This window comes from Bosea sp. OAE506 (assembly GCF_040546595.1).
GTDB lineage: Bacteria > Pseudomonadota > Alphaproteobacteria > Rhizobiales > Beijerinckiaceae > Allobosea.
Window position 1 is genome coordinate 2,335,642 of record NZ_JBEPOB010000001.1, and the last position, 16,537, is coordinate 2,352,178.

At 68.1% G+C, this 16,537-nt stretch carries 16 protein-coding genes and 1 pseudogene; 8 read left to right on the forward strand and 9 right to left on the reverse strand.

What is annotated here, in order from left to right; all coding sequences use genetic code 11:
* The first annotated feature begins 47 nt into the window (after positions 1-47).
* The 3 genes from ABIE41_RS11375 to ABIE41_RS11385 all read left to right on the forward strand — a co-directional run bounded on the left by ABIE41_RS11375 (position 48) and on the right by ABIE41_RS11385 (position 3,703).
* Positions 48-2,045 carry a methyl-accepting chemotaxis protein gene (locus ABIE41_RS11375; RefSeq protein WP_210321070.1) on the forward strand — a complete coding sequence of 666 codons (1,998 nt, stop codon included), beginning with the start codon at positions 48-50 and terminating at the stop codon, positions 2,043-2,045.
* Positions 2,042-2,410, forward strand: coding sequence for a tRNA-binding protein (locus ABIE41_RS11380; protein WP_192644565.1), 369 nt, complete (start codon positions 2,042-2,044; stop codon positions 2,408-2,410). The genes ABIE41_RS11375 and ABIE41_RS11380 overlap by 4 nt, the downstream gene beginning before the upstream one ends.
* A gap of 78 nt (positions 2,411-2,488) precedes the next feature.
* Positions 2,489-3,703: a sensor histidine kinase gene (locus tag ABIE41_RS11385; RefSeq protein ID WP_354191991.1), complete on the forward strand. Its 1,215-nt coding sequence runs from the start codon at positions 2,489-2,491 to the stop codon at positions 3,701-3,703.
* Here ABIE41_RS11385 and ABIE41_RS11390 read toward each other — a convergent pair.
* From ABIE41_RS11390 to ABIE41_RS11400, 3 genes are all read right to left on the reverse strand, one after another.
* Positions 3,692-5,113, reverse strand: coding sequence for an ATP-binding protein (locus tag ABIE41_RS11390; protein ID WP_192644766.1), 1,422 nt, complete (start codon positions 5,111-5,113; stop codon positions 3,692-3,694). The genes ABIE41_RS11385 and ABIE41_RS11390 overlap by 12 nt on opposite strands.
* A gap of 32 nt (positions 5,114-5,145) precedes the next feature.
* Positions 5,146-5,874 carry a response regulator gene (locus ABIE41_RS11395; protein WP_192644566.1) on the reverse strand — a complete coding sequence of 243 codons (729 nt, stop codon included), beginning with the start codon at positions 5,872-5,874 and terminating at the stop codon, positions 5,146-5,148.
* 77 nt (positions 5,875-5,951) lie between these two features.
* The gene (locus ABIE41_RS11400) at positions 5,952-6,458 is read right to left on the reverse strand and encodes a MarR family winged helix-turn-helix transcriptional regulator (RefSeq protein WP_192644567.1); all 507 of its coding nucleotides are present in this window, start codon (positions 6,456-6,458) and stop codon (positions 5,952-5,954) included.
* Between the two features lie 202 nt (positions 6,459-6,660).
* Between ABIE41_RS11400 and ABIE41_RS11405 the strand changes: the two genes are divergently transcribed.
* A complete protein-coding gene (locus ABIE41_RS11405; RefSeq protein WP_192644568.1) occupies positions 6,661-7,548 on the forward strand; it encodes a branched-chain amino acid aminotransferase in 888 nt (295 codons plus the stop codon).
* 43 nt (positions 7,549-7,591) lie between these two features.
* Here the strand turns inward: ABIE41_RS11405 and ABIE41_RS11410 are convergent, their stop codons facing one another.
* The 5 genes and pseudogenes from ABIE41_RS11410 to uvrC all read right to left on the reverse strand — a co-directional run bounded on the left by ABIE41_RS11410 (position 7,592) and on the right by uvrC (position 12,235).
* A complete protein-coding gene (locus ABIE41_RS11410; protein WP_192644569.1) occupies positions 7,592-8,683 on the reverse strand; it encodes a DUF1176 domain-containing protein in 1,092 nt (363 codons plus the stop codon).
* Positions 8,655-9,110, reverse strand: a complete 456-nt coding sequence (locus ABIE41_RS11415; RefSeq protein ID WP_192644570.1) for a molybdenum cofactor biosynthesis protein MoaE — start codon at positions 9,108-9,110, stop codon at positions 8,655-8,657. The genes ABIE41_RS11410 and ABIE41_RS11415 overlap by 29 nt, the downstream gene beginning before the upstream one ends.
* 7 nt (positions 9,111-9,117) lie before the next feature.
* Positions 9,118-9,417 (reverse strand): molybdopterin converting factor subunit 1, encoded by a 300-nt coding sequence (gene moaD, locus ABIE41_RS11420; RefSeq protein ID WP_192644571.1) that lies wholly within the window; start codon positions 9,415-9,417, stop codon positions 9,118-9,120.
* Positions 9,414-10,025, reverse strand: coding sequence for a CDP-diacylglycerol--glycerol-3-phosphate 3-phosphatidyltransferase (pgsA, locus tag ABIE41_RS11425; RefSeq protein ID WP_192644572.1), 612 nt, complete (start codon positions 10,023-10,025; stop codon positions 9,414-9,416). The genes moaD and pgsA overlap by 4 nt, the downstream gene beginning before the upstream one ends.
* Positions 10,026-10,092: 67 nt before the next feature.
* Positions 10,093-12,235 (reverse strand): annotated as a pseudogene (gene uvrC, locus ABIE41_RS11430) (excinuclease ABC subunit UvrC).
* A gap of 145 nt (positions 12,236-12,380) precedes the next feature.
* Here uvrC and ABIE41_RS11435 point away from each other — a divergent pair.
* From ABIE41_RS11435 to pgeF, 4 genes are all read left to right on the forward strand, one after another.
* Positions 12,381-13,397 (forward strand): NADP-dependent oxidoreductase, encoded by a 1,017-nt coding sequence (locus tag ABIE41_RS11435; protein ID WP_192644574.1) that lies wholly within the window; start codon positions 12,381-12,383, stop codon positions 13,395-13,397.
* A gap of 87 nt (positions 13,398-13,484) precedes the next feature.
* Complete coding sequence (gene lgt / locus ABIE41_RS11440; RefSeq protein WP_465247088.1) at positions 13,485-14,324, forward strand: prolipoprotein diacylglyceryl transferase; 840 nt, start codon at positions 13,485-13,487, stop codon at positions 14,322-14,324.
* Positions 14,321-15,418, forward strand: coding sequence for a class I SAM-dependent methyltransferase (locus tag ABIE41_RS11445; RefSeq protein ID WP_192644576.1), 1,098 nt, complete (start codon positions 14,321-14,323; stop codon positions 15,416-15,418). Before lgt ends, ABIE41_RS11445 begins: the two co-directional genes overlap by 4 nt.
* 34 nt (positions 15,419-15,452) lie before the next feature.
* Positions 15,453-16,217, forward strand: coding sequence for a peptidoglycan editing factor PgeF (pgeF, locus tag ABIE41_RS11450; protein WP_192644767.1), 765 nt, complete (start codon positions 15,453-15,455; stop codon positions 16,215-16,217).
* Between the two features lie 6 nt (positions 16,218-16,223).
* Here pgeF and ABIE41_RS11455 read toward each other — a convergent pair whose 3' ends face one another.
* Positions 16,224-16,469 carry a type II toxin-antitoxin system RelE/ParE family toxin gene (locus ABIE41_RS11455; protein WP_192644768.1) on the reverse strand — a complete coding sequence of 82 codons (246 nt, stop codon included), beginning with the start codon at positions 16,467-16,469 and terminating at the stop codon, positions 16,224-16,226.
* Positions 16,470-16,537 lie beyond the last annotated feature (68 nt).

Below are 16,537 nucleotides of genomic sequence, written 5' to 3' on the forward strand. Positions count from 1 at the left end.
GCCATTCTTTGCGACTCTTGCGAATCTCGTTTCGCAGGGGTTGGTACATGTCGCTGACGAAGAAGTTCGCCACCCTGTCGATCAGCCGTTCCTTCGCGCTGATCGCAGGTCTCGCCGTGCTGATGTCCATCGGGAGCGCCGGACTCGCGCTCTACATGGCGCGCGACGACATGATGGAGCTCAAACGCGCCGAGGTTAGGAACGCCGTCGAGGCGGCCACCTCGACGGTCAACAGCTTCCTTGCTCGGGCCGAGAAGGGCGAGATCTCCGAGGCCGAGGCCAAGAAGATGGCCGTCGACGCACTGGCTGGCGCGCGCTTCGACGGCGGCAACTACTACTTCGTGATCGGCTTCAACGGCATCAGCGTTTCGCATGCCAACAAGAAGATCGAGACCACCGACATGTCGCCGATGAAGGACGCCAGGGGGCGCTTCTTCATCCAGGACATGATCAAGCTGGCCCGGGACAAGGGCGCCGGCTACATCGATTACGACTGGACCAAGCCGGGCGACAAGGAAGCGTCCCTCAAGATTTCCTATGTCATGTCCGTGCCGAAATGGCAGTGGCTGATCGGCACCGGCCTTCATGTCCATGACGTCGACGGCGCTTTCGTGCGGATGATCGGCGACGTCGCGAAGGTGCTCGTGCCGCTGGGCCTCATCCTGTTCGGGCTGGTGGTCTTCCTGAGCCGTCGCGCCAACGGCATGCTGACCTCGCTGTCGGGCACGATGAACGCGCTCGCCGCGGGCAATCTCCAGACCGCCATCGCCCATCAGGACCGGCCCGACGAGATCGGCACGATGGCTCGTGCGCTCGTGGTTTTCCGCGACGCCGCCGTCGCGAAGGATGCCATGCAGGCCGACAAGGCGCGCGTCGAGCAGGAGGCCGCCGCCCATCGCGATGCCGCCGACGGCCAGCGCCGCCGCAGCGAGGCCGAGCGGGCCGAGATTTCGCGGACGCAGGAAGGCGTCGTCGCAGCGCTCGGCACCGGCCTGGAGCATCTGGCCGAGGGCGACCTGACCTATCGCATCAACGAGAATTTCGGATCCGACTACGCCAAGCTGCGCGACGACTTCAACGCCGCGATCGGCAAGCTGCAGGAGACGATGCGGCAGATCGCGACCAATACTGAGAGCATGAAGGCCGGCTCGATCGAGATCAGCCAGGCAGCGGACGATCTCGCCGGGCGCACCGAGCAGCAGGCGGCCTCCGTCGAGGAAACGGCCACCGCTCTGGACGAGCTCACCGCCACGGTGCGGCAGACCGCCGAAAGCGCGCGCCAGGCCAACCAGGCGACGACTCAGGTCAAGGCGGAGGCCGAGCAGTCGACCGCCATCGTCCGCGACGCCGTGGTGGCGATGGGTGGCATCGAGAAGTCGGCCGAGGAGATTTCGCAGATCGTCGGCGTGATCGACGAGATCGCCTTCCAGACCAATCTGCTGGCTCTGAACGCCAGCGTCGAGGCGGCCCGCGCCGGCGATGCCGGCAAGGGCTTCGCGGTGGTGGCGTCCGAGGTGCGGGCGCTGGCGCAGCGCTCGGCCGAAGCCGCCAAGGAGATCAAGGAACTGATCGCCGCCTCCAACAGCGAGGTCGAGAAGGGTGTCGCTCTCGTCGGGCAGACCGGCAGCGCGCTGCAGCGCATGGCGCAGGAGATCACGCGCGCCACGGGCCTCGTCTCCGAGATCGCCAGCGCCGCGCAGGAGCAGGCCTCGGGCCTGCAGGAGGTCAACACCGCGGTCGGCGAGATGGATCAGTCGACCCAGCAGAACGCCGCCATGGCCGAGCAGTCGACCGCCGCCGCGCATTCGCTCTCGCAGGAGGCCGACCGCTTGGCCGCGCTGGTCGCCCGCTTCCAGCTCGGCGGCGACGTCGCCGGGCTGAAGGCGATGGCGCGCACGATGCAGGCGGCCGCTGCGCCTGCGCCGCGCAAGACCGCGCCCCCGGCCACCCGGCCTGTCGCCCGGCCCGTTGCTGCGGCCGGCGGCGGCGGCGCAGCGCGCAAGCCCGAGATGAGCGCGCATGACAAGGGTTGGGCCGAGTTTTGAGCGGTCCCTCCGACACCGCCGCCCCGGCCGCGACGATCGGCTTCGACGATTTCCTCAAGGTCGACATCCGTGTCGGCACGATCGTCGAGGCCGCCCCCTATCCGGAGGCGCGCAAGCCGGCAATCAAGCTAACCATCGATTTCGGCGGCACGATCGGGCTGAAGAAGTCCTCGGCGCAGATCACCAGGCATTACACCTGCGAGGATCTGCCCGGCCGGCAGGTGCTGGCGGTGGTGAATTTCCCGCCGCGACAGATCGGCAAGTTCATGTCCGAGGTGCTGACGCTCGGCGTGCCCGACGAGCAGGGAGAGGTCGTGCTGATCGGGCCGGGCCACGAGGTGCCGAAGGGCGGGCGGATGTATTGAAGGCTGCAGGCGGCGCGCTGGACAATCGTCCGCCCGTCACCCATATGCGCCGCGCCAAGGTGAGCGGAGGCGCAGGGATTGCAGATCAAGGAGACCCCGGCGGGCGTGCCGGATGAGCCGGTTCGCCGGGACGAACTCGCCTATCGCCTGAAGCAGCAGAGGCTCCTTGCCGAATTCGGCCGGATGGCCCTGCGCGAATCCGATCTGCCGGCGCTGTTGCAGCGTGCCACCGAACTCTGCGCGGAAGGCCTCGACGCGCCGTACTGCAAGGCGCTCGAGTTCCTGCATGATCGGCGCGTCCTGCTGATGCGGGCGGGCGTCGGCTGGCGGCCGGAGGAGATCGGGCAGGCGACGCTGGGCGCCGATCTCGAATCACCGGCGGGCTTCGCCTTCCAGACCGGCCAGCCCGTCCTCTCCAATCACCTGACGAGCGAGACGCGCTTCCGCACGCCGACGCTGCTGGCGGCCTATGGCATCCGGCGGGCCGTCAACGTGCTGATCGATCTCGGCGGCAAGAATGACGGCCCCTTCGGCGTGCTGGAGGTCGATAGCCCCGATCCGGGCGATTTCGACGAGGATGACGTCACCTTCCTCTATGGCTGTGCCCGGATCCTCGGCGCGGCGATCGAGCGCAACCGCTCGGATGGGAAGCTGCAGAAGGCGGTCGAGCGCCAGGCCATGCTGATGCGGGAGATGAGCCACCGCATCAAGAACAGCCTCGGCGTGGTCAGCGGCCTGCTGCGCATCAACGCCAGCAACGTCGCCGACCCGGCCGCCAAGGCGCTGCTGCAGGATGCGGAAAACCGGGTTCTGACCATCGCGCATGTCCACAACCATCTCTGGCAGGGCGAGCGGATCGGCGAGGTCAATATCGGCGAGTTCCTGCGCGAGCTGTGCAAGTCGCTCGGCGGCTCCGTCGAGGGCGTGACGATCGGCTGCGAGGCCGACGACGTGGTCATCGACGCCGATTTCGCCATCCCCGTCGGGTTGATGGTCAATGAGCTCGTTACCAATGCGGTGAAATACGCCTTCGAGCCCGGCGGTCCCGGCACCGTCGCGGTGCGTCTCTCGGCGAGCGAGCAGGAGCTCAGCCTCAGCGTCGAGGACGATGGCCGCGGCCTGCCGCCGGAATTCGACCTCAATGCAGCCCGCAAGAGCTTCGGCATCCGGGTCATCACCAGCCTCGCCCGCCAGCTGCAGGGCGACCTGCGGGCCGAGAACCTGCCGCGCGGCTGCCGCTTCTCGCTGGTGTTTCCGCGGCAGAAGCCGGATCAGGACGGCTCAGACGGGTAGCCGCACCGTCGCCCGCAGGCCGCCCAGCGGCGAATCCGCCAGCATGATGTCGCCGCCATGGGCTCGGGCGATGTCGCGGGCGATGGCGAGGCCCAGTCCCGTGCCGCCCGAATCGACGTTGCGGGCCTCGTCGAGGCGGAAGAAGGGGCGGAAGACGTCCTCGCGCTGATCCGCGGGGATGCCGGGGCCGTCATCGTCGATCATCACGATCAGGTAGCGCGCGTCATGGGTGGCGCGGATGGCGATGCGATCGCCATAGCGGGCGGCATTGGAGACAAGGTTGGTCATCAGGCGGCGGAAGGCGTCGGGCCTGACCACGACCAGCGGGTCGCCGACCACGGTCAGTTCGGTCTGGTGGCCCTGGCGCTCGGCATCCGATTTCAGCTCCTCCAGCAGGCCGCGGATGTCGGTCTCGACGGCCGTCTCGCCGGCATCGCCGCGGGCGAATGCGAGATAATCCTCCAGCATGCGGGCCATCTCGTCGACATCCTTCTCCAGCGCCTCGATCTCGGAGGAGCGCTCGAGCAGGGCGAGCGACAGCTTGAAGCGGGTCAGGATGGTGCGCAGATCGTGGCTGACGCCGTTGAGCATGGTCGTGCGCTCGCCGACCGCTCGCTCGACGCGGCGTTTCATCTCGATGAAGGCGTTGCCGGCGCGACGGACCTCGCGGGCGCCGCGCGGGCGGAACTCGGCGTCGCGGCCCTTGCCGAAGGCCTCGGCCGCATCGGCGAGCTTGAGGATCGGCCGGATCTGGTTGCGCAGGAACAGCACCGCGATGGTCAGCAGGATCAGCGAGGTGCCGAGCATCCAGAGCAGGAAGATGTGGCTGTTGCTGGCGTAGGCCGAGTTCCGCCGCGTCAGGATGCGCATCACGTCCTTGTCGAGCTTGATGCGGATCTCGATCAGGCTCGAGCGGCCGACCGTGTCGAGCCAGAAGGGGCGGGCGACCTGCTGGGCGAGCTCGGCCGAGAGCGCGCTGTCGAGCAGCGAGAAGAAGGGGCGGGGTCCCGGCGGCGGCAGGTCGGAATCCGGGATGATGTCGATGTCCATGCCGAGCCGGCTGGCGGCGATGCGCGCCAGCACGCTGGCGTCGGCGTCCTGCGGATAGCTCTCATAGACGTCGATCATCGCGGCGATGTCGGCCGAGACCGCCGAGGACAGGCGCTGGGTCACGGTCTGCCAGTGCCGCTCCATGAAGACATAGGCGATGACCGACTGCAGCAGCACGACCGGCGCGATGACGATGACGAGCGCGCGCGGATAGAGCCCCTTGGGCATGTAGCGCGCGATGACGTGCAGCGGCCGGCCGGCAATCTTGAGCCAGGGCTTCAGCCGGTCGTTGGCGCGGCTGCGCCAGCGCGCGCCGAGGGCGGAAGCCCGCGACAGGGCCTGGCCGATCGCCTGCGCCATGCCCCTGCGACGCGTGCCGGGCGGGACGGGCGTCACGTCCGGTCGGTCACGAGCCGATAGCCGACGCCGCGCACGGTCTGGAGATAGAGCGGATCGGCCGGGTCGCGCTCGATCTTGCGGCGCAGCCGGTTCATCTGGACGTCGACGGTGCGGTCGTTCGCAGCGGTGCCCTGGGCCGCCAGCTCCTCGCGGGGCACGACCTCGCCGGCGCGTTCGGCCAGCGCGGTCAGGATCTCGCGCTCGCGCTCGGTCAGGCGGACCGGCTCCTCGCCCTTGCGCAGCTCGCCGCGCGACAGCCCATAGAGAAAGGGGCCGAAGCGGACGAAATCGGGCCGCGGGCCGGACTGGGCGGTTTCGACGACGATGGTGCGCTTGAGGATGTTGCCGAGGCGCAGCAGCAGTTCGCGCGGCTCGAAGGGCTTGGCGAGATAGTCGTCGACGCCGATCTCCAGCCCGTTGATCCGGTCCTTGCCGTCGGCGCGGGCCGTCAGCATCAGGATCGGCACGGCCGAGTCGGCGCGGAAGCGTCGGGCGAAGTCGAAGCCGTTCTCGCCGGGCATCATGATGTCGAGGACGATGGCGTCGAAGACCAGGCGCGCCAGGCGCTGGTCGGCGTCGGCGGCATTGGCCGCGGTGGTGACGCGGTAGCCGTTGTCGCCGAGGAAACGCGCCAGCAGGTCGCGCAGGCGGCGATCGTCGTCGACCACGAGGATGTGGGGCGCCTCGTCGGGCAGGGGCTTTCGCGCCGGCTGTGCGGCCATGTCGTGTCCGCCTTGTTTTCTCTTGCGCCTTGGTGCTGGACGCTGCCGCGACGCGCCTTGGGCTTAAGCCGTGGGCGTCACCGCGGCGCGGCGAGGAAGCCCTGCACCTTGTGGCGTTCGGCGGGATCGATCAACCCCGCGAGGTAGAGCGCGACGGTCTCGGCCGCCTCCGGGGCGAGATCGGCGAGCGCCGCCTGGATGCGCTGGGCCTGCAGCCTGACGAGCCGCAAGGCTAGATCCTGCCCCGCAGCCGTGGCGTGGAGATGACGCTGGCGCTTGTCCTGCACGCCGGTGCGCTGCTCGACGAAGCCGGTCTCGACCAGCTCCTTTAGGACGCGGTTGAGGCTCTGCTTGGTGATCTTCAGGATGTCGAGCAGTTCGGCGATGGTCAGGCCCGGCCGGCGCAGGACGAAATGCAGCACGCGGTGATGCGCGCGGCCGAAGCCGTATTCGGCGAGGATCAGGTCGGGACCGCCGACGAAGTCGCGATAGGCGAAGAAGAGCAGCTCGATCAGGTCGTAGGGGACCGTCGCATCCGGTGCGGGAGCGGCGGCGGCCGTGGACCGGGCCTGCGTCTGCGGCATCGAATCCGTCCTGCGAATTACGTCAGTGATGTTGACATATCTCAGACGGAAGATTACCGGTCAAGCGCGCCAGACGACGGAATATGTCGCAAGACGATGTTGCAGCGCAGTATCATTCCGGTCTTCGCCCCGGCCCGCCATGGTGATGGTGCTCGGGGTGCCAGCGGATCAACCGGACCGGACGTGCCAAGAGGAGCACCCCATGTCAGTCATTCCTTTCGACCAGCGCGACGGAGTCATCTGGTTCGACGGCAAGCTCGTGCCGTGGAAGGACGCGAAGATCCACGTACTGACCCATGGGCTGCATTACGGTTCCTGCGTGTTCGAGGGCGAGCGCGCCTATGACGGCGTGATCTACAAGGGCACCGAGCACTCGCAGCGCTTTCACAAGTCGGCCGAGATCATGGATTTCACGATCCCCTGGTCGGTCGCCGAGCTCGACGCCGCCAAGGAACTCTGCCTCAAGGAGAACGGGCTGAAGGACGCCTATCTCCGCCCGGTCGCCTGGCGCGGCTCGGAGATGATGGCGGTCTCCGGCATCAACAACACCATCCACACCGCGATCGCGGTCTGGGAGTGGCCGAGCATGTTCGACATGGCGCAGAAGCTGAAGGGCGTGCGCCTCGATGTCGCCGCCTATCGCCGGCCGGACCCGGCCTGCGCGCCTGTTCATGCCAAGGCGGCGGGGCTCTACATGATCTGCTCGCTGTCGAAGCATAAGGCGGAGCGCGCCGGTTATGCGGATGCAATGATGCTGGACTGGGAAGGCAATGTTGCTGAATGCACCGGCGCCAACATCTTCTTCATCAAGGACGGCGTGATTCACACCCCGCTGGCCGACCGCTTCCTGAACGGCATCACCCGTCAGTCGGTGATCGATCTCTGCCGCCAGCGCGGTTTCGAGGTGGTCGAGCGCCGCATCCGGCCGGAGGAGCTGGAGGGCTTCAGCGAGTGCTTCATCACCGGCTCGGCGGCCGAGGTGACGCTGGTCTCCGAGATCGGCCCCTACTCCTTCCTCACCGGCAATATGGGCAAGGTGATCATGGAGGATTACTCCGACGCCGTGCGGCCGAAATCGAAGGCGGCGTGAGCACAGGCCGTTTTGCCCGGGCTCGACCGGTGCATGACGGCCGCTAATTGGCAGCGCGGTCCTTGCTGCGAAACAGCGTGATCCAGTCGTCGCCAGGGATAAGGCGGCACTCGCTCATCTCGCTCCATTGGAGGACGGCGAAGCGCTTGCCGTCCCAACCATAGGAGCCCGAACTGCCGCAATCGCCGAGGCCGCGGGCCTTGGCGTAGAAGCTGATCTGGCCCGTCTTCGCGTCGAAATCGGCATTGACCAGTTCGCTGGCCGCCTTGCCCGAGGCCCCCTCGAAAGGGGCCGGTCTCGCCTTGGCGACGTCGCGCCCGCCGACCAGCCAGAACTGGCTCGAGATATTGTAGGCACCGCGCGAGCAGGCGATGGCGACCAGGCGCAGCGTGGTGTCCAGAGCCCAGGCTTCGTCGGTGTCGGTGAAGCCGTCCGGCATGTCCTCGCAGCTGTCGGGCGCGCGCCGCTTGATCTCGGCCCGCATCGCCTTGACCAGCGCCGACGCCTCGGCCTTGGCGAGGCCCTTGCCGGAGGCGGGTCGGCTGGCCATGACCGGCAGGGGCGGGGCGGCCGGTGCGGTGCCGGTCGTGCCCTTGCGGATCAGGGCGGTGGGCGTGTTGAGCCGGCCCTGCTGCTCGTCGATCCAGAGCATGGCCGCGACCGAGCCCGCGAGGGAGACCCTGAAGCTCTCAGTGTCCATCGTGGCCGTCAGGATCGTCGCCTTGCGCGCCGCCGCGATCAGGGCCTCGGCCTCCGCGGGTGGGATCGCGATCTCGGCGACCTCGCCGTCGATGCTGGTCGCCTGAAGCGGCCGCCCGGCGGGCGGGAAGGGCGCACCATCCAGGGCCAGCGCGACGGTGAAGCTCGGTTTCAGCTTCTGCGCCCGCAGCTTGAGCGCCAGCGTCGGGGCGCCATCGGGGCCGGCCGGGCGGTCGAGCCGCAGGAAGGCGATGTCGTCCTCGGTCCCGCCGGGCAGCGACAGCGCCGTGCAGGATTTCGTGTTGTCGCAGCCCGCGATCCAGTCGCGGAAGGTCTTGATCGGGCCGATCTGCGCCTGGGCTGGGGTCGCCAGGGCGCACATCAGCCCGAGCGCTGCCAGCGCACCCTTACTCCCAGCGCCGCGCGGCATCGTCATCTTCTTCCTTCGCCTCGACCCAGCCGCCGGTCGTGCCGTCGGCGAGATGCTCGCGCTTCCAGAAGGGGGCGCGGGTCTTGAGATAATCCATCATGAAATCCGCCGCCTCGAAGGCCGCGCGGCGATGGGCGGACGTGGCGATCACCAGCACGATCTGCTCGCCGGGTGCGACGCGGCCATAGCGGTGGATCGCGAGCAGGCCCATCAGCGGCCAGCGTGCGGCTGCCCGCTCGGCGACGCGGGCGATCTCGGCCTCGGCCATGCCGGGATAATGCTCGAGCTCGAGCGCTGCGAGCGTGCCGCCCTCGTCGCGGCAGAGGCCGGTGAAGCTGACGACGGCGCCGATGTCGCGTCGACCGTCCGAGAGTGCGGCGATCTCGGCCGCGAGGTCGAAATCCTCCCGCTGGATGCGGATGGTCGGCGTCATGGGAGGCTCAGCCCCCCGTCATCGGCGGGAAGAAGGCGATCTCGCGGGCCCCGTCCAGGCTCGCGCCCGGCTTGACATGGGTCTGGTTGACGGCGGCGCGCACCAGCGTCTCGTCGGCAAAGGCTGCCGCATAGCCCTCGTCGCGAGCCTTCAGCCAGCGCACGAGGTCGAGCACCGTGGCGACGTCGTCCGGCAGGACGACCTGCTCCTCGGCCTGGCCGACGCGCTCGCGCACCCAGGCGAAATAGACGAGCCGGACCGTCCGCGCCTGCGCGGCGGGGGCCTTGGTGGCGGAAGACTGCGTCATGAGCCGCGCGCGTCCTCGTCGACCATGTGGCGGATGCCGGCGTTGAAATAGTCCCAGCCGGTGTAGATCGTCAGCGCTGCGGCGATCCAGAGCATCACGATGCCGATCTGCGTGTTGTAGGGCAGGACGGTGTCGCCCGCCGGTCCCGCGACGAGAAAGCCGAGCGCGAGCAGTTGCGCCGTCGTCTTCCACTTGGCGACCTTGCTGACGGGGACGCTGACCTTCAGATCGGCGAGGAACTCGCGCAGTCCCGAGACCAGGATCTCACGGCAGAGGATAACGATCGCCGCCCAGACGGCCCAGCCCTTGATCGTCTCGGTGTGGACGAGCATCAGGAGCAGCGCGCAGACGAGCAGCTTGTCGGCGATCGGATCGAGCATGCGGCCGATGGCGGATTGCTGGCTCCAGGCCCGCGCGATCCAGCCGTCGAGATAGTCGGTGACGGCGGCGGCGACATAGACGGCGAGCGCGATCCAGCGCACCCAGTCGTCCTTTGGCCAAAAAAGCAGCCCCACCAGCGCCGGGATCGCCAGGATCCGGCCGTAGGTGAGCAGGTTCGGCAGGGACCACGGCCCGCGCCGCCTGATGGCGTCTGGAAGAATCGTCACGGAAATCACCAAAGCAGCCGCCCCGTCACAGCGTCAACACGCAATGCGGCGACAATGCCAGTGATCGTCAGCCATCGTGAAAATAATCATGCACCGCCTTGGCCGTGGCGGCGTTCACGCCAGGCGTCCGCATCAGGTCGTCGAGCTTGGCGCGCTTGATCGCCTTGACCGTTCCGAAATGGAGCAGCAGCGCCCGTTTCCGCGACGGGCCGATGCCGGGAATCTCGTCGAGCGGGTTCTTCATCGTGTCTTTCTTGCGCCGCGCCCGATGCGTGCCGATGGCGAAGCGGTGGGCCTCGTCGCGCAGACGCTGGATGAAGTAGAGCGCCGGATCGCGCGGCTGCAGCTTGAAGGGCTCGCGGCCCGCCATATGGAAGGTCTCCCGCATGGCGTTGCGATCCTCGCCCTTGGCGATCGCGACGAGCGGAATGTCCTGCGCGCCGAGCTCGGCCATGATCTTCTGCGCCGCGGCGAACTGGCCTTTGCCACCGTCGACGATGACCAGGTCGGGGCGTGAGGGAAAGCTATCGTCGTCGGGGTCGGCGGGTGCCGCGGATCGATCGATCCCACCCGAGCCCTCATCCTGAGGAGCGCCGTCAGGCGCGTCTCGAAGGATGCTGGTCGAGGCTCCGTCGTCCGCTGGAGCAACCTTCGAGACGGCCGCTGGTTCGGCCTCCTCAGGATGAGGGGTGGAGGGCAGAGAAATGCCCGCTTCCTTCGCCAGCCGCGCGAAGCGCCGCTGCAGCACCTCGCGCATCATGCCGAAATCGTCGCCGGCGATCGTGTCTGTCGAGATGTTGAAGGTGCGGTAGTGGCTCTTCATGAAGCCGTCCCGGCCCGCCACGACCATGCCGCCGACGGCGTTCGTGCCCATGATGTGGGAGTTGTCGTAGACCTCGACGCGGCGCGGCGGCCTGGCCAGCCCGAAGGCTGCGCCGAGCGCGGCCAGCAGTGAGGTCTGGCCGGCATTGTCGGCGAGCTTGCGCGAGAGCGCCTCGCGGGCGTTCTTTCGCGCCATCTCGATGAGATCGACGCGCTCGCCGCGTTTGGGATTGGCGACCTCGACCTTGCGACCGGCGCGGGCGGACAGCGCCTGGCCGATCAGCTCGATCTCGGCCAGTTCATGCGAGAGCAGCACGAGCCGCGGCGGCGGCTTGTCGTCGTAGAACTGGGTGACGACCGAGGCCAGCACCTCCGCCGGCGTCAGGCTGCGGTCGGCGCGCGGGAAGATGGCGCGGTTGCCCCAGTTCTGCTTGTTGCGGAAGAAGAAGATCTCGACGCAGAACTGCCCGGCCTGCTCGTCGATGGCGAAGACATCCGCCTCCTCGACCGCCTTGCGTGTTGATGTCCTGCCCGGCCTGCACGGCCGAGAGCGCCGCAAGCCGGTCGCGATAGCGCGCTGCCTTCTCGAATTCGAGCTCTTCGGCCGCCTCCTGCATCCGTGTCGAGAGCAGCTGCTTGACGTTGGACGAACGGCCCGAGAGGAAGTCGCGTGCCTGGCCTGCCAGCGCCTGATAGTCGGGGATCGCAATCTCGCCCGTGCAGGGGCCGGCGCAGCGCTTGATCTGGAAGAGCAGGCAGGGCCGGGTGCGGTTCTCGTAGAAGGAATCGGTGCAGGAGCGCAGCAGGAAGGCCTTCTGCAGCGCGTCGATCGTCCGCTCTACCGCCCAGACCGAGGCGAAGGGGCCGAAATAGTCGCCCTTGCGCTGGCGCGAGCCCCTGTGCTTCGCGATCTGCGGCGCCTCGTGGTCGCCGCTCAGCAGGATGTAGGGGAAGCTCTTGTCGTCGCGCAGCAGCACATTGTAGCGCGGCCGCAGCTGCTTGATCAGGTTGGATTCGAGCAGCAGCGCCTCGGTTTCCGTCCCCGTGGTGACGAATTCCATGTTCGCCGTCTCGGCGATCATCCGGGCGACCGCATTGGTGTGGGCCATGCCGCGCGCATAGGCCGTCACCCGGTTCTTCAGGTTCTTGGCCTTGCCGACATAGAGAACCTCGCCGGCGGTATCGAACATCCGGTAGACGCCGGGCTTGTTGGGCAGATGCTTGGCGAAGCCGGCGATGACCTCGATGCCGTGCTTCAGCGCGCCCGGCGCGGTCTCGCCGAGATCGAGTGGCGGCGTCGGCAGGGCCTCCTCGGCTTCGGGCTCCGGGCCAGCCCCGGTGTCCGGCAGGTCCTCTTCGGGCGGGTGCTGGGTCGGTTCGCGATTCATCGCTCGCATGTAGGATGCGCGAGGCGTTTCGTCATGTCAGCAGTCGCGCTCCGGTGTTCAAGGCGGCCGGTCCCATGGGCTTCGCTTGATCGGTCCAGCCTGCGTCGCCATCTGCGGATGACCGAAACGAGATCGAAAGCGCCTCATGTCCTCATCTGATCATCTGCAGATCGTGCTCGCCTCGCGGCCCGAAGGGCGCCCTGCGGCGGCCAATTTCCGGGTGGAGCGGGCGCCGATCCCGACGCCTTCCGAGGGCGAGGTGCTGCTGAAGATTCTCTATCTCTCGCTCGATCCGTACATGCGCGGGCGGATGAGCGCCGCGAAGAGCTATGCTGCGCCGACCGAGATCGGCGCCGTCATGGAGGGCGGGACGGTCGCCGAGGTGCTGGAGAGCCGGCATCCCGGCTTTGCGGCGGGCGATATCGTGCTGTCCCACTCCGGCTGGCAGAGCCATGCGCTGGCGAAGGGCGATCAACTGCGCAAGCTCGATCCGGCTGCCGCGCCCGTCACCACGGCGCTCGGTGTGTTGGGCATGCCGGGCTTCACCGCCTATGCGGGACTTCTCACCATCGGCCAGCTGAAGAAGGGCGAGACGGTCGTCGTGGCCGCCGCCAGCGGCCCGGTCGGTTCGGCCGTCGGCCAGATCGCGCGGATCAAGGGTGCACGCGCCGTCGGCATCGCGGGCGGGCCGGAGAAATGCGCTTTTGTGCGCGACACCTTCGGATTCGACGCCGTGATCGACCATCGCGCGCCGGATTTCGCGGCGCAGCTCGCGGCGGCTTGCCCCGATGGCATCGACGTCTATTTCGAGAATGTCGGCGGCAAGGTCTGGGACGCGGTCTTCCCGCTGCTCAACACGTTCGCGCGCATCCCGGTCTGCGGGCTGGTCGCGCAGTACAACGCCACCGGGGATTTCGAGGGGCCCGACCGGCTGCCCGTGCTGATGCGGCAGGTTCTTTCGAAGAGCCTGCTGATCCGCGGCTTCATCCAGCGCGAATTCATCGCCCAGCGCCCGGATTTCGAGCGCGAGATGGCAGCCTGGATCGCCAGCGGCGCGGTCAAATACAAGGAAGACATTGTCGAGGGGCTGGAACGGGCGCCCGAGGCCTTCATCGGGCTGCTCGAGGGCGGCAATTTCGGGAAGCTGATCGTCAAGCTGTGAGCGGAAGGGCAGCGGCTGGGGGTGTTTTCGCTTGACCGCATCGCAAGCGGGCAGCCATCACCTGCTGCCCGCCACCGGATGCCGTCCATGCCCACTTTCGCTATCGCCTTCCCGGTGATCGACCCGGTCGCGCTGCAACTCGGGCCGCTCTCGGTCAAATGGTATGGTCTGGCCTATGTCGTCGGGCTGCTCGGCGGCTGGTGGTATGCGCGCCGGCTGGTTTCGTCCGAGCCACTCTGGGCGGGGCGGGCACGGCCGAAGGCCGACGAGCTCGACGACATGCTGGTGTTCGTGGCGCTCGGCGTCGTGCTCGGCGGGCGGCTGGGCTTCGTGCTGTTCTACGATCTGGCGCGTTATCTCGCCCGGCCGCAGGACATCCTGGCAATCTGGCAGGGGGGCATGTCCTTCCATGGCGGGCTGATCGGCGCGACGCTGGGGCTGTGGCTGTTCGCGCGGCGGCGCGGCTATCCGGCGCTGGCGGTGTTCGACATCGCCGCCGCTGTCGTGCCGATCGGGCTGTTCCTCGGGCGCATCGCCAATTTCATCAATGCCGAGCTCTGGGGCCGGCCGGCGCCGGGCGTGGCCTGGGCGATGGTGTTCCCCGGCGGCGGGCCGCTGCCACGCCATCCGAGCCAGCTCTACGAGGCCTTCTCCGAGGGGCTCCTGCTCTTCATCCTGCTGGCGCTGCTGGTGCGGGCCGGCGGGCTGAAGCGGCCAGGCCTCGTCGCCGGCGTCTTCGGCATGGGCTATGCGGTTGCGCGCATCGTCTGCGAATTCTTCCGCGAGCCCGACCCGCAGCTCGGCTTCCTGTTTGGGACCTCGGTCGATGCGCTCTCGGGCGGAATCACCATGGGCATGCTGCTCTCGCTGCCGCTGTTCGCGGCGGGGCTGGTTCTCGTGCTGCGCGCCCGGCGAGGCGCTGCGTGACCACGCTGAAGACGGAACTTGTCCGCCTGATCGCGGAAGAGGGCCCGCTTCCCATCTCGCGCTTCATGGCGCTGTGCCTCGGCCATCCCAGGCATGGCTACTACATGACGCGCGACCCCTTCGGAGCGCAGGGCGACTTCACCACCGCGCCCGAGATCAGCCAGATGTTCGGCGAGATGATCGGGCTCTGGGCCGCCCATCTCTGGCAGGCGATGGGCGCGCCCCGTCGGTTCGCCCTGATCGAGATCGGCCCGGGGCGTGGCACGCTGATGGCCGACATGTTGCGCGCGACGCGAGTCCTGCCGGGCTTCCGGGAGGCGGCGGTGGTTCATCTGGTCGAGACTAGCCCCGTGCTGCGCGAAATTCAGGCCGCGACGCTTTCCGGCAAGGCGGAGCCGGTCTGGCACGAGCGGCTCGAGACAGCGCTGGAGGGGCCGGCGATCATCGTCGCCAACGAATTGCTCGATGCGCTGCCGCTCGACCAGTTCGTGATGACGCAGCAGGGCTGGTGCGAGCGGATGGTCGGGCTGGACGGGGAGGGGCGCCTCGCCTTCGGACTGGCCGTGATGGCTTCCGACGGGGCGGGGCCCGCGACGGCGCCGCCCGGCGCGATCCTGGAGCAGCCGCTGGCGGCCCTGTCGCTGGTGTCGGGCGTCGCATCACACGTGGCCCGGGAAGGCGGCGGGGCGCTCTTCATCGACTATGGCTCGCTGCAATCAGGCTTCGGCGACACGCTGCAGGCGATGCGCCGGCACGCTTTCGTCGATCCGCTGGAGGAGCCTGGCGAGGCGGATCTGACCGTGCATGTCGATTTTGCCCGGATGGCGCAGGCAGGGCTGCGGGCGGGCGCCGCGATCCACGGCCCCGTCCGGCAGGCGGATTTCCTGCTGGCGCTGGGCCTCGCCGAGCGGGCGCAAGCCCTGTCGGCCAATGCGACGCCGGAGCAAGCGGCGTCGATCGGCGCGGCCTTCGACCGGCTGACGGAGCGAGGGGGCACCGGCATGGGCGATCTGTTCAAGGTTCTGGCTATTTCGCATCCGGGCTTGCTGCCCTTGCCCGGATTTGACCTTCATCGCCTGCCAGAGCAGGGCTGACATGAGCGGCATTGCGCTGAAACCGGACGATACGATGTTCATCACCTCCCCCGATCTCGCCGCCGAACCCGGCATCCGCCACGCCTTCTTCACGCGGCAGGGTGGCGTCTCGACCGGAATCTACGCCTCGCTCAATGGCGGCCTGGGTTCTTCTGATGATTCCACGGCGATCGCCGAGAATCGCAGGCGGATGGCGGCGCATCTGGCGGTCGATCCGACGCATCTGGTCAGCCTCTATCAGGTGCATTCGGCCGATGTGGAGGTCGTGACCGGGCCCTGGCCGGCCGAGCGTCCCAAGGCTGACGCGATGGTGACGGCGGCTTCGGGCGCGGCGCTCGGTGTCTCCAGCGCGGATTGTGGGCCGATCCTGTTCGCCGACAGCGAGGCGCGCGTCGTCGGCGCGGCCCATTCGGGCTGGAAGGGCGCCTTCGGGGGCGTCGTCGCCTCGACCGTGACGGCGATGGAAAAGCTCGGCGCGCGCCGCGAGCGCATCGTCGCGGTGCTCGGGCCGACGATCAGTGCCGCTGCCTATGAGGTCGGGCCCGAATTCGTCGAGCGTTTCAAATCCGAGAACGCGACCTATGCCCGCTTCTTCACGGCCTCCGAGCGGGCCGCCCACGCGATGTTCGACCTGCCGGCCTTCATCGGGCTGAGGGCGCAGGAGGCTGGAATCGGCCGCTTCCTCGATCTGTCGCTGTGCACCTATGGCGACGAGGAGCGCTTCTTCAGCTATCGCCGGACGACCCATCGCGGCGAGCCGGATTACGGGCGGCTGATCTCGGCGATTGCGCTGGTTTGACGATAGTCAGGACAGATGGGTGCCCGTATCCATCCGCTGACGCAGGATGCGAATGACTTCAATGCGGTCGTGCTCGACCCGACAGAAGATGGCGTGGGCGCCGACGCCAAGGCTCCGGTAGCCCGAGCCCAGATCTGAACGCCCCACTCCCAGTTCGGGCATTTGAGTGAGGCGGGACAGTGAAGCGGTGAGGCCTGAAACATAGCTGAAGGCCTGTCCGGCACCCCAGCGTTCTCTCGATTGCCGGCTGATCCGCCGAAGGTCGGACTTCGCTGCCGGCCTGAGAAAGAGTGTTCCATTTCGCGGGCGCGATGTCGGGA